We start from the raw sequence: 12,950 nt of genomic DNA, 5'->3' as shown, positions 1-12,950 counted from the left end.
TCCGCTCCCGCACCGCATCCGCCGGCTCGTCACCGTCATCCGCCGGCTCGTCACCACCACCGGCCGACTCGGACGAGACCGAGGCGGACCGTGCCCCCGCAGCGGTGGGGGCATCGCTACTTCGTGGCCCCCTGGGCGAAGCCGTTGTAGATGTAGCGCTGGAGGAACAGGAAGATCACCAGAGTCGGCACGATGACGAGAACGGCTCCGGCGGAGATGTTCTCCCAGTGCGCCCCGAAGGGCCCCTTGAACCGGAACAGGGCCGTCGACATGGTCCCCAGGTCCTCGGAGGGCATGTAGAGGAAAGGGATGTAGAAGTCGTTGTACGTGGTGATGCCCTTGATGATGACCACGGTCGCGATGGCGGGCTTCAGCAGCGGGAAGATGATTTTCCGGTAGATGGTGAAGGAGTTGGCGCCGTCGAGCCGCGCGGCCTCGTCGAGGGACCGCGGGATGCCGCGGATGAACTGCAGGAAGATGTAGATGGCCACGATGTCGGTGCCCATGTACAGCAGGATCGGCGCCCAGCGGCTGTTGAACAGCCCGAAGCTGTTGACCACCTGGAAGGTGGCGACCTGCGTCGTCACGGCCGGCACCAGAGTGGCGATCAGGAACAGGGCCATGACGAGCTTTTTGAAGCGGAAGTCGAAGCGGTCGATGGCGTACGCGGTCATCGAGCCGATGATCACGGTTCCGGTGATGGAGAACAGCAGGATGAAGGCCGTGTTGCCGAAGGCCGTCAGCAGATGGCCGTCGGTGAAGGCCGTGGCGTAGTTGGAGAAGTTGAGCCAGTCGTCCGGCAGGGCGAGGGCGCCCTGGCCGTCGGAGATCTCCCCGTAGGACTTCAGCGAGGTCAGGAAGATCACGACGAGCGGCAGCAGCACCACGGCCGAGGCGGCGATCAGCGACAGGTACGTCAGGGTGGTGCCGACGCGCGGACGGCGGCGCGTCTGCTTCTGCTTCTGAGGGTGAGGGTGTGGGCGCGCGGCAGTGGTGAGGGTCATACGAGGTCCACCTTCTCGTCGGGCACGAGGCGGCGCTGGATCCAGGTGACGACCAGGATGATCGCCAGCAGCACCACCGCACAGGCCGAGGCCAGGCCGGTCTTGTTGAACTGGAAGGCGAACTTCACCGTCTGGATGACGAACGTCGAGGTCTCGGTCGCGCCGCCGGTCATGATGTAGGGGATCTCGAAGACGGAGAGCGAGCCGGAGATCGCCAGGATGACGCTCAGGCTGAGCACCGGCCGGATACTCGGCGCGATGATGTGCCGGAACTGCTGCCAGCGGCTCGCGCCGTCCAGTTGGGCGGCCTCGTACAGCTCGCCGGGGATCGACTGGATCGCGCCGAGGAACAGCACGAAGTTCAGGCCGGTGAAGCGCCACACGGACACACCGGCCATGGAGGTGTTGGCCGACTCCGGGCTGCCCAGCCAGGCGTGGTCGGCGCCGACGCCGAACCAGGACAGGACCGAGTCGAGCGTGCCGCCGTCCTGGAAGAAGTACAGGAAGACGAACCCGATCGCGACGCCGTTGATCAGGTAGGGGAAGAACAGGATGCCCTTGAACAGGTTCCGGAAGCGCAGGTCGAAGCTGAGGACGGTGGCGAAGTACAGGGCGATGACGATCTGTACGACGGACGCCGCCAGGTAGTAGAAGCTCACCGCGAAGACCCGGAACAGCTCGGGGCGGGTGAAGATCTCGGTGTAGTTCTTCGTGCCGACGTAGTCGCGGTCGGGGCTGACGCCGTCCCAGTCGGTGAAGCTGTAGTAGATCATGTTGCCCACCGGCACGTACGTGAACGTGACCAGCAGGGCCAGGGGGGCCAGCAGGAACAGCCAGGGTGTGATCGTGCGCATCGGCCGGTCGCGCCACGGCGCGCCGCCCCGCGCGGGCTGCCGGGAGCGTCGCGGGGCGTTCTGCTTGCCGGTCGGGCCCGGCTCGGCGGGCGGAGCGGGCGGTGACGCGGTGGAGACGGTTCGGGATCGGGTCATTGCGGAGCCAGGGCCTTTCGTCGTCCGCTGAGGGCGCTGGGCGCCGGGTCCCGTGCACCGGGAGACGGGGAGGGACCCGGCGGGCTTCGAGGGCGGCGGATGCCGGAGCGTGCCGACGGGTGCCGGCGTCAGGAACCGGCGGTCTGCCTGGCCTCGGACCAGCGCTTGTTCAGGTCGTCGAAGTAACCCTTGAGCGAGCCGTCCGTGGCGCCGCGGGCGATGTCGATGAGCTTCTTGCGGTAGTCCGGCTTGTTGAGCCCGATCTCGGAGGCGTTGTCGATGGCGTCGACGTCGGCCGTCCGCGCCGCGGAACGTTCGATCGTCTTGACATCGTTGTCAGCAAAGTCGTCGAGTGTCGCCGGCATCCCCTGGGACTTCAGGGCCGAGACGGCGCCCTCCTTGGCCGCGTACCCGGACTTCCCGGTGAACCAGTCGATCCACGCCCGGGCGGCCTCCTTGTGGTCGGAGTGGATGTTGACGGCCTGCTGGTAGTCGGAGACCAGCGTGGAGCAGAACGTGCCGTCCTTCTGGGAGGGGAGGGGCATGAAGCCGATGTCGTCGGGGTTCTCGCCGGCCTTCTCGGCCGCGTCCCGCATCTGGTTGACGGCCCAGGAGCCGAGCACCATGCTGCCCACCTTGCCCTTGGCCAGGAGGGTCTTGGAGCTCTCCCAATTGGTGGTGGCCGGGTCCTTCTCCGACAGCTTCTCGTGGACGGTGTCGTGGAGCAGGGTGTCGAGGGCGTTGAGGTCGCCGCCCTCGGCCCATGGCTCGTCCGTCTCGGCGAGCTTGTCGTGGCCCCGGACGTCACAGCTGATGGAGCCGACGCTGTTGGTCCAGGGGCTCTCCAGCGGCCAGCCGTCCTTGAAGTTGGTGTAGTACGGGGTCGCGTCGGTCTTGTCCTTGATGGCCTTGAGGTCGTCGAGGAACTGTTCGGTCGTCTTCGGCCAGTCGGTGATCCCGGCCTTCTTCCACAGCGCCTTGTTGTAGACCATGCCGTTGGCGGTGCCGAAGGTGGCGATGCCGTAGGTCTTGCCGTCCACGTCGGTCTTGTCGGTGAAGCGGTAGCTGGGCTTCATCGACGACGTCTTGCCGAGCGGCGCGAAGAACTTGGGGTAGTCGCCCTTGGCGACCGCGGAGGGGATCAGCAGGACGTCGCCGTAGTCCTCGGTGTTCATGCGGATCTTGACCTCCCCCTCGTAGTCGGTCAGACCCTCGAACTCGACCTTCACATCGGGATAGGTCTTGTTGAACTCGGCGGCGTACTTCTTCATCGTCCCGTCCTCGACCAGGTCGGTGCGATTGGTGAGCACGGTGATGTCCCCCGAGACGTCGTCCGGGTTCGCCGGCGCGGCGGCGGTCTCGCCGGCGTTCGCGCCGCCCCCTCCGCTGCACCCCGCGACGGTCAGCATCGCGGTGGCGAGCAGTGCGACGCTCAGCGTCCTCTTCCCCATGTGCCCAGCTCCTTTCCAAGGATTACGGCTCGGGCTCCGGTGGTGGTTGACGGCGACTATGTCAGCCGTGTGTGAACCGGTAAAGCTGCCCTATCCCTCGTGATACCTAATCGTTACACCAGGTGAGAGGTGAGCCTGCGACGCCCGTGCGGCATTCACGTCACACAGAGATGCCGCTCGGAGAATGAGGACTAGACCGGTTCACTTCTACGGGGTTAGGTTGAGCCGCGTTTCCACGTCACCGGGCCCGTTCTGCCGAAGGAGCCGTACATGAAGGAAGTCGTCCCGCTCACCGAGGGCTGGAGCCTTCGCCACAGCGAGAACCTGCTGCCCGCCCAGGTGCCCGGCTGTGTCCACACCGACCTGCTGACGGCCGGACTGATCCCTGACCCCTTCATCGGCGTCAACGAACAGGAGGTGGCCTGGATCGGGCAGCGCGCCTGGACCTACGTCCGCGACCTGCGGGCCGCCGACACCGTCGGGGGCCCGCACGAGCGGACCGACCTGGTCTTCGACGGACTGGACACGGCCGCGACCGTCACCCTGGACGGGCGGGAGCTGGGCCGCACCCGGAACATGCACCGGCGCTACCGCTTCGACGTCACCGGCCGCCATGGGCCCCTGGCTGTCGACTTCGCCTCCGCCTACGACGAGGCGGCCTCGGTGCGGGCGCTGACGGGGGAGCGCCCCAACGTCTATCCGGAGCCGTTCCAGTACATCCGCAAGATGGCGTGCAGCTTCGGCTGGGACTGGGGCCCGACCCTGGTGACCGCGGGCATGTGGCGCCCGGTCCGGCTGGAGCGCTGGTCGACGGCCCGGCTGGCCGACGTGCGCCCGCTGGTGACGGTCCACGACGGCACGGGCCGCGTCGAGGTGCGCGTCGAGGTCGAGCGGACCGCGCAGGGCGCGGCCCGCCCGCTCGCCGTGCGCGCCACCGTCGGCGACGGCATCGCCAAGGCGTACGGCGTGGTGGAGGGGGAGCACGCCGAGCTGACGCTGGAGGTGCCGGACGCCTGCCTGTGGTGGCCGCGCGGATACGGCGAACAGCCTCTGTACGACCTGGAACTCACACTGGTCGAGGGCGAGGCCGCACCGGATGCGGATCGGGCCCCCGAAGGGCGGCCCCTCGACTCCTGGCGCCGGCGGATCGGCTTCCGGTCCGTGGAACTGGACCGCTCGGCGGACGAGCACGGCACCGGTTTCACCCTGGTCGTCAACGGCGAACGCGTCTTCGCACGCGGAGTCAACTGGATCCCCGACGACGTGTTCCCCTCCCGCGTCACCCCGGAGCGCTACCGCACCCGGCTGCGCCAGACGGCCGACGCGGGCGTGGACCTGGTGCGGATATGGGGCGGCGGCATCTACGAGGACGACGCGTTCTACGACGCCTGCGACGAGCTGGGGCTGATGGTCTGGCAGGACTTCCTCTTCGCCTGCGCCGCCTACCCCGAGGAGCAGCCGCTGCGCGGCGAAGTCGAGGCCGAGGCGCGCGACAACGTTGTCCGACTGATGCCGCACCCCTCGCTCGTCCTGTGGAACGGCAACAACGAGAACCTCTGGGGCTTCCGCGACTGGAACTGGGAGCCCGACCTGCGCGGCGATTCCTGGGGCGGCGGCTACTACCTGGACCTGCTTCCCAGGATCGTCGCCGAACTCGACCCCACCCGCCCCTACACCGCAGGCAGCCCCTGGTCCGGCTCCTGGGACCACCACCCCAACGACCCCGCCCACGGCACCCACCACTCGTGGGAGGTCTGGAACCGCCGGGACTACGCCGAGTACCGCGACTCGGTGCCCCGCTTCGTGTCGGAGTTCGGCTGGCAGGCGCCGCCCGCGATGGCCACGCTGCGCCGGGCGCTGCCCGGCGAACGGCTCGCGCCCGACTCGCCCGGCATGCTGCACCACCAGAAGGCCGAGGACGGCAACGGCAAGCTGAACCGGGGCGTGGAACGCCACTTCGTGCTGCCCGAGGGAGACTTCGACCGCTGGCACTACCTCACCCAGGTCGTGCAGGCCCGCGCGATCGCCGCCGGGATCGAGCACTGGCGCTCGCACTGGCCCGTGTGCGCCGGCACCGTCGTCTGGCAGATCAACGACTGCTGGCCGGTCAGCTCCTGGGCGGCCATCGACGGCGACGGCCGCCTCAAGCCCCTCTACCACGAACTGCGCCGGGTCTACGCCGACCGGCTCCTCACGCTCCAGCCGGGCGACGGCGACGACGGCCCCGTGCTCGCCGTCGTCAACCAGTCCGCCGAGCCCTGGCAGGCGCACGTGAGGTTGCGCCGGCTGCGGGCGGACGGCACCGAAGCCGCTGAGCACGGGCTCGACGTGACCGTCGCCGGGCGTTCGGCGCACCGGCAGACCGTGCCGCGGGACGTGGTCCCCGCTCCGGGTTCCGCCAAGGAGTTCCTCGTCGCCGACAGCGAGGATCTGCGCAGCGTGCACCTCCCGGTCCCGGACCGGGATTTCGCCTACCCGGCGCCGCACTACGACGTGGTCGTGGAGTCCCCGCTGGCGGGCCGGACCGGTAAGGTCGAGGTCGTGGTAACCGCACACACCCTGGTACGCGACCTCCTCCTGCAGGCCGACCGGCTCGGACCGGACGCGGTCTGCGACACGGGACTGCGCACCCTGCTGCCCGGCGAACAGGTCCGCCTGCGGGTCACGGGCGCGACCGAGACCGGGGCCAACGCCGTACGGGCGGCGCTGTTCTGCGTGGAACCGGCGTGAGCGCACCGTCCGTACGCGTCACGATCAAGGACGTCGCCGCGGCCGCCGGCGTGTCCAAGGGCGCCGTGTCCCTGGCCTTCAACGACAAACCGGGGGTCTCCCACGCCACCCGGGAGCGGATCTTCGCGGCGGCCCGGCAGCTGGGCTGGGCCCCGAACTCCTCGGCCCGCAGCCTGTCCCGCCAGTCCGTCGACACCGTCGGCCTGGCGATCTGCCGCCCCGCCCGGCTGCTGGGCCTTGAGCCCTTCTACATGGAGTTCATCTCCGGCATCGAAAGCGTGCTGGCCGAGCGGGACTGCTCGCTGCTGCTGCGCCTCGTCGGCTCGCTGGAGGAGGAGATCGGGCTGCAGGAACGCTGGTGGCGGGAGCAACAGATCGGGGGTTCGATCCTGGTCGACTTCCACGGCGAGGACCCGCGGATCGGCCCCTTGTCGCGCATCGGTCTGCCGGCCGTGGCGGTCGGTCATCCGTCCCTCACCGGCGGGTTCCCTTCGGTGTGGACCGACGACGCCGCCGCCGTCGCCGAGGCGGTGCGCTATCTGGCCGTCCTGGGGCACCGGCGCATCGCGCATGTGGGCGGTCCCCGGGGGCTCGGGCACAGCGCCATCCGGACGACCGCGTTCGAGCGGACGATGGGTGAACTCGGCCTCGCGTGCGGCCCGCACGTCGAGACGGGTTTCTCGGGCGAGGACGGTGCGCGCGCCACCCGCTCCCTGCTGCTGTCCGCGGAGCGGCCCACGGCGATCCTCTACGACAACGACATCATGGCGGTCGCCGGGCTCGGTGTCGCCGCGGAGATGGGCCTTTCCGTGCCGGACGATCTGTCGCTGCTCGCGTGGGACGACTCCCAGCTGTGCCGCCTGACGCATCCGACCCTGTCCGCGATGAGCCACGATGTGCACGGCTTCGGGGCGCAGGTCACGCGGGTGCTGTTCGAGGTGCTCGCGGGTCACGACGTGACGTCCCGGCCCGTCGCGACGCCGTCCCTGGTGCCGAGGGCGTCGACGGCCTCACCTCCTTCGTAGAGGTCACGGACAAGGGCATCGAGGGGCGCGGCGCTCGCCGCGCCCCTTCGCGTTCCGCAGTAAGAAGTATGGGGCGGGAGGGTTCGCATGACCGGTTAACCGAAGAGGAACGTAGAAGGGCGCACTTCTCCTGTCAATCAATTGCCCAAGATCGGTTTCCGCTGCTAGAAGCCGCCCTCGGAAGTGCTGTGGGGTGCTGGGCAGGGTGTTTAGCGGTTTAGTGGCCGACGGCTTCTCCACTCGCCGAGACACATCGTGAACCGTCTATTGACATGGGCGGAACATGCGGTGCCTCATGGTCTGACGCCGGGCGGTCCGCAGCCGGGACTCGGCCGCCCCAGTGATCCGCCGACCGCTCGTCCGGGGGACCGCTCCACGCCCCCGGCGCTCGTGAAGCACGCCTCGGTGAGGCTTCCCGCCGCCTGACATCGTTGTCACATGCAACGGCGTCGGCAAGGAGCACCCGGTGGGCCCACTCAGGCGCCGTCACACCTGTCCATCCCATCCGAGGAGACACATGCGACAGCCAAGAAGCACGCTGATCACCACCGCGGGGGCGGCGTTCGCCGCCGTTCTCGGGCTGCTGCTCTCGCTCGCCGGGCCCGCCGTCGGCAGGGCGGAAGCGGCGGCCGGCGGCATCCACGTCAGCAACGGGCGCGTCGTCGAGGGCAACGGCAACCCGTTCGTCATGCGCGGGGTCAACCACGCCTACACCTGGTATCCCGAGCGCACCCGCTCCATCGCCGACATCGCGGCCAAGGGCGCCAACACCGTCCGCGTCGTCCTGAGCAGCGGCGGCCGCTGGACGAAGACGAGCGCCTCCCAGGTCTCCGCGCTCATCGACCAGTGCAAGAAAAACAAGGTCATCTGCGTGCTTGAGGTGCACGACACCACCGGCTACGGCGAGGACGGTGCCGCGACCAGCCTGGACCAGGCGGCCGACTACTGGGTCGGCGTGAAGAGCGCGCTGGAGGGCCAGGAGGACTACGTCATCGTCAACATCGGCAACGAGCCCTTCGGCAACACCAACTACACGGCGTGGACCGGCGCGACCAAGTCGGCCATCGGAAAGCTCCGCAAGGCGGGGCTCGACCACGCCCTGATGGTCGACGCGCCCAACTGGGGCCAGGACTGGTCGGGCACGATGCGGGACAACGCGGCGTCGGTCTTCGCCTCCGACCCCGACCGCAACACCGTCTTCTCGGTCCACATGTACGGGGTCTACGACACCGCGACCGAGGTGAAGGACTATCTCAACGCCTTCGTCGGCAGGAAACTGCCCGTCGTCGTCGGTGAATTCGGCGACCAGCACAGCGACGGCAACCCCGACGAGAACGCCATCATGGCGACGACGCAGTCCCTCGGCATCGGTTACCTCGGCTGGTCGTGGAGCGGCAACGGCGGCGGTGTCGAGTACCTCGACATGGTCCACGGCTTCGACCCGAACAGGCTGACCAACTGGGGCAACCGCTTCTTCAACGGGAGCAACGGCATCGCCGCCACGTCCAAGCCCGCCACCGTGTACGGCGGCGGTGGCGACGGAGGCACGGGGGGTACGGCCCCCAACGGTTACCCGTACTGCGTGCGCGGCAGCGCCTCCGACCCCGACGGTGACGGATGGGGCTGGGAGAACAACCGCTCCTGCGTCGTCCGGGGCAGTGCCGCGGACCGCTGACCGGCGGACGCGGTGACGTCCCGCCCTGAAGTGTTCCCAGGGCGGGACGTTCGGCCGGACGCGGCTCTTGCCGAGACCGGCGCAGCCGTCACGCGTGGGCGCGCCGCTCGTATCAGCTCTTGGGCATGAGGACCGTGTCGACGATGTAGACGTTGGCATTGGCGGTCCGCACGTTGCCGCAGACCACGTTGCTGCTGTCGTTGACCTTGTAGGACTCGCCGGAGCCGGAGGTGGTGAGGCCGGCCTTCGCCAGCGTCTCGAAGGAGCCGTTCTCCAGGTCCTTGGGCGTGAGCTTCTTGCCGACCACGTGGTAGGTGAGGATCTTGGTGAGCTGGGCCTTGTCGTCGAGGACCTTGTCCAGGTCCTTCTTCGGGATCTTGTCGAAGGCGTCGTTGGTGGGCGCGAACACCGTGATGTTCTCGGCGGTGTTCAGCGTGTCGACCAGGCCGGCCTTCTTCACCGCGGTCACGAGAGTCGACAGGGCGGGGTTGTTCGAGGCCGCCGTGGCGACGGGGTCCTCGGCCATCCCGGCGAAGCTGCCCTTGCCGTCCTTGGGCACGGAAGAACAGGCGGGGCCGAACGGCTCGGTCGGGCCCGCCATGTCGTCGGACGGTTCGGTGGACTTCTCTTCCTTGGCGGAGGCGGACGAGGAGTTGTCGGACGCCGTGTCCTTGGAGTCGCTGTCGGAGCAGGCGGTCAGGGCCAGCGGCAGCACCGCGGCGGTGGCGACTGCAACGGCGATACGACGGATTCGAGTCTGCATGTCAGTTCCTCAATGGTGGGTCACGGGAGGCCGACGGCCTTGTCGTAGGTGATCCGGAGCCGAGCGGCGGGCGGATTGGTCGCTTCTGCTTCTGGTCGGCCTATTCGACGGTGACGACCACCGAGTGCCGGCCCGACGCGCCGTCGGGGACGGTGCGGGTGCGCTCGGCGGTCTGGGTCTCGCCGGTGCGGTCGGTGGCCCGGACGGTCAGGGTGTGATCGCCCTTGGTGGCCTGCCAGGCGTACGACCACTGCCGCCAGGTGTCGCGGGTGTCCTCGGCGGCGAGGCGGGCCCCGGCCCACGGCCCGTCGTCGACCCGGACCTCGACCTTGTCGATACCGCGGTGCTGGGCCCAGGCGACCCCGGCGACCATGACCGTGCCGGCCCGGGGGCGGGCGAAGGGGTTGGGGGTGTCGATGCGGGACTGGGTCTTGACGGGCGCGCGCCGGGCCCAGTCGCGCTTGACCCAGTAGGTGTCGTACGAGTCGAACGTGGTGAGCTCGATGTCCTTGATCCACTTGCAGGCGGAGACGTACCCGTACAGCCCGGGGACGAGCATGCGGACGGGAAATCCATGCGCGAAGGGCAGGGGTTCGCCGTTCATGCCGAGGGCCAGCATCGCGTCGCGGCCGTCCATGACGTCCTCGACGGGACTGCCGATGGTCATCCCGTCCACGGAACGGGCGACCAACTGGTCCGCGGGACCGCCCTTCGACGGGGGCCTGACTCCGCACTGTTCGAGCAGGTCGGCGAGGCGGACGCCGATCCAGCGGGCGTTTCCGGCATAGGGGCCGCCGACCTCGTTGGACACACACGTGAGGGTGATGCGCCGCTCGATGAGCGGCATCTTCAGCAACTCGTCGAAGGTGAGCGTCCGTTCGCAGGTCACACCCTTGCCACGGATGCGCAGCTTCCAGGAGGTGGCGTCGACCTTGGGTACGACCAGGGCGGTGTCCACCCGGTAGAAATCGTCGTTCGACGTCATGAAGGGGCTGACGCCCGCGACCCGCGAGGCCGCGCCGCGCGGGACGGAGCCGGCCCCCGACGTGACGGGCGGAAACGCGATCCCGGCGCGGGACGCGACGGCGTCCTTCCCCTGCGACCCACTCAGGGCCCGGCCCGCGAGCCCCACTCCGGTGGAGGCGGCAGCCGCCGCGGTGGCGGCGAGGATGAAGCCGCGCCGGTCCCAGCCCTCGGCTGACCCGGCGACCGGGTCGTGCGCGTCGGCCGTATCGCGGTCATCAACCGCCTTCGGGTCCTGCCCGGCGCCTCGTGACGCCGGCCGGTGGGGCGCTGGGAGGCGTCCCACGAGCCAGAAGAGGAGGCCGGAGCCGACGACGGCGCCGACGACCGAGGGCAGTGCGTCGAGCGGGCCCGTCGAATCGGGTCGGCCGACCGCTGCCACCGCGCCGATGACCCCGAAGGCCAGCACGCCGAGCGAACCGGCCGGTCGGTGGTGCGTGGCCACCACGCCGAGCGCGAGAGCGAGCACGCTCAGCACAGCGAGGATGCCGAGTCGCAGGACCAGCTTGTCATTGGTCCCGAACTCCCGGATCGCCCAGTCCTTCACCCCCGGCGGCGTCCGGTCGATCGCCGCGCCGCCCACCGCGATGACCGGGCCGGCCTCCGGTCGGACAGCCGCGGAGACCAGTTGGGCGACCGCGATCGCCGCGTACCCCGCCAGCAGACCACTCAGCGCTCCCAGCGCCGGCCGTGTGATGCCGCGAGGCGGCCGTGTCGCGTTGTCCATACCAGGAATACGTCACCACCTGGCCGCCGGATTGGTCCTCACCGGCACGGAGTGCGCCGCGGCGACGTCCGGGTCATGCGGGGAAGTTCACCACCGCGACCGGGGCCGTGGTGGGCCGCGCCGAGCCGCCTGCCGGCTCCAGGGTGATGCCCATGCCCGCCGCCCCGTCCAACGGCCCCTCCATCAGCACCGTCTGGGTGCTCCGCCCGGGGTCCATGAGGCCCGCCGGGCGCATGACTCCGTCGTCGGAGAACCAGAGTTGGTAGACCTTGCCGGCGGGCGGCTTCGCCATGCCGGTGGCCACGAAGGCGGCTCGGTCACGGCTCTCGGCCACGACGACTGCTCCGCCGGCGCCGTCGGACAGCTTGGCCGCGCGGGTCCTTGCGTCCGGGGCGGCGAGCAGGGCCGCCAACTCCTGTGACTGTTGCTCCGCCTGCCGCGCCTGGTCACGAGCGGCCTGCGTCTGGCCGTACTGCCAGACCGCCGTGCCGCCCAGCGCGGCCGCCGCGGCGACACAGGCGGCCAGCGCCCACTGGGCCAGGCGGCGGGGCCGCTGCTTCGGGGGCGGGCCATCCGGGCCCCGCTCGGCCGGCGGCACCTGCCGGACCGCGGCGATCCGGCGCAGCACCTCGTCCTTCATCGCGGGGCGCGGCGCCACCGAGGCCGCCAGTCCCAGGCGCGCGGTCGTGGCCCGCAGCTCCCTGACTTCCTGGGCGCACGACTCACAGGCCGACAGATGCCGTTCGAAGGACTCGCGCTCCTCGTCCTCCAGAGCGTGGGCGGCGTAGGCGCCGGTCAGGGTGTGCAGGTCCGCTGCGCCGTTCATGCGCTCACTCCCAAACAGTCGCGAAGCCGGATGAGCCCGTCACGCAGACGCGTCTTGACGGTGCCGAGCGGCAAGGAGAGCAGCTCGGCCACTTGCCGATAGGTCAGCCCCTGGTAGTAGGCGAGCGTCACGGACTGCCGTTGGATCTCCGTCAGGGCACGCAGACAGCGCTTCACCTGCTCGCGCTCCAGGCGCGACTCGACCTGTTCACTCACGTCGTCGAACTCCGGCATCTGTTCGAGCAGAGCGGCCTTCTTCTCGCGGGCGGTGGAGGCCTCCACCGAGCGCACACGGTCCACGGCGCGCCGGTGCGCGAGGGTGAGCACCCAGTTCATGGCCGACCCGCGATCCTGCCGGTAGCGAGGAGCCGTGCGCCACACCTCGACCAGGACCTCTTGTGCCACCTCCTCGGACTGAGCGTGGTCGCGCAGCACGGCGCGCACCACGCCGAGGACCGGGCCGATCACCGCGTCATAGACGCCCGCGAAGGCGCCCTCGTCACCACGAGCGACACGGGCGATCAGTTCTTGCAGGTCAGGGGGAGGTGTCGCACGGGTTCCGATGCGCACGGCATCGCTCATGTCGTTCAGCTTTCCGCAAGAGGGGCAACGTGTACTCATGATTCGGAGCACGCGCCCGGGCGGATTGGTCCGACCCACCGGGACCGACCCACCGGGACCGACCCACCGGGACCGACCCACCGAGGAGACGCGCTTCACCCTGTTGCCCCGGTCCCG

At 69.6% G+C, this 12,950-nt stretch carries 10 protein-coding genes; 3 read left to right on the top strand and 7 right to left on the bottom strand.

The window, feature by feature from the left end:
• Window positions 1-116: 116 nt before the first annotated feature.
• From DCW30_RS03555 to DCW30_RS03545, 3 genes are all read right to left on the bottom strand, one after another.
• Window positions 117-1,004 carry a carbohydrate ABC transporter permease gene (locus DCW30_RS03555; RefSeq protein ID WP_076682440.1) on the bottom strand — a complete coding sequence of 296 codons (888 nt, stop codon included), beginning with the start codon at window positions 1,002-1,004 and terminating at the stop codon, window positions 117-119.
• Window positions 1,001-1,993, bottom strand: coding sequence for a carbohydrate ABC transporter permease (locus tag DCW30_RS03550; RefSeq protein WP_076682438.1), 993 nt, complete (start codon window positions 1,991-1,993; stop codon window positions 1,001-1,003). The genes DCW30_RS03555 and DCW30_RS03550 overlap by 4 nt, the downstream gene beginning before the upstream one ends.
• 128 nt (window positions 1,994-2,121) lie before the next feature.
• Complete coding sequence (locus DCW30_RS03545) at window positions 2,122-3,444, bottom strand: ABC transporter substrate-binding protein (RefSeq protein WP_076682436.1); 1,323 nt, start codon at window positions 3,442-3,444, stop codon at window positions 2,122-2,124.
• A gap of 270 nt (window positions 3,445-3,714) precedes the next feature.
• Between DCW30_RS03545 and DCW30_RS03540 the strand changes: the two genes are divergently transcribed.
• The 3 genes from DCW30_RS03540 to DCW30_RS03530 all read left to right on the top strand — a co-directional run bounded on the left by DCW30_RS03540 (window position 3,715) and on the right by DCW30_RS03530 (window position 8,874).
• Window positions 3,715-6,174 carry a glycoside hydrolase family 2 protein gene (locus DCW30_RS03540; RefSeq protein ID WP_076682434.1) on the top strand — a complete coding sequence of 820 codons (2,460 nt, stop codon included), beginning with the start codon at window positions 3,715-3,717 and terminating at the stop codon, window positions 6,172-6,174.
• Window positions 6,171-7,199 (top strand): LacI family DNA-binding transcriptional regulator, encoded by a 1,029-nt coding sequence (locus tag DCW30_RS03535; RefSeq protein ID WP_076682432.1) that lies wholly within the window; start codon window positions 6,171-6,173, stop codon window positions 7,197-7,199. Before DCW30_RS03540 ends, DCW30_RS03535 begins: the two co-directional genes overlap by 4 nt.
• A gap of 517 nt (window positions 7,200-7,716) precedes the next feature.
• Window positions 7,717-8,874, top strand: coding sequence for a cellulase family glycosylhydrolase (locus DCW30_RS03530; RefSeq protein WP_076682430.1), 1,158 nt, complete (start codon window positions 7,717-7,719; stop codon window positions 8,872-8,874).
• 112 nt (window positions 8,875-8,986) lie between these two features.
• On the opposite strand, the gene DCW30_RS03525 is transcribed toward DCW30_RS03530, so the two are convergent.
• From DCW30_RS03525 to DCW30_RS03510, 4 genes are all read right to left on the bottom strand, one after another.
• Complete coding sequence (locus tag DCW30_RS03525) at window positions 8,987-9,637, bottom strand: fasciclin domain-containing protein (protein WP_076682428.1); 651 nt, start codon at window positions 9,635-9,637, stop codon at window positions 8,987-8,989.
• 100 nt (window positions 9,638-9,737) lie between these two features.
• On the bottom strand, window positions 9,738-11,387 hold the full coding sequence (locus tag DCW30_RS03520; protein ID WP_076682426.1) for a molybdopterin-dependent oxidoreductase: 1,650 nt from the start codon (window positions 11,385-11,387) through the stop codon (window positions 9,738-9,740).
• 73 nt (window positions 11,388-11,460) lie between these two features.
• Complete coding sequence (locus DCW30_RS03515; protein ID WP_076682424.1) at window positions 11,461-12,213, bottom strand: anti-sigma factor; 753 nt, start codon at window positions 12,211-12,213, stop codon at window positions 11,461-11,463.
• Window positions 12,210-12,794, bottom strand: a complete 585-nt coding sequence (locus DCW30_RS03510; protein WP_076682422.1) for a sigma-70 family RNA polymerase sigma factor — start codon at window positions 12,792-12,794, stop codon at window positions 12,210-12,212. Before DCW30_RS03510 ends, DCW30_RS03515 begins: the two co-directional genes overlap by 4 nt.
• Between the last annotated feature and the right edge of the window lie 156 nt (window positions 12,795-12,950).

The sequence above is a fragment of the Streptomyces alfalfae genome, assembly GCF_004127445.1.
In the GTDB taxonomy this organism is placed as follows: Bacteria; Actinomycetota; Actinomycetes; order Streptomycetales; family Streptomycetaceae; genus Streptomyces; species Streptomyces alfalfae.
This window is presented reverse-complemented; position numbering and strand designations above follow the sequence as displayed.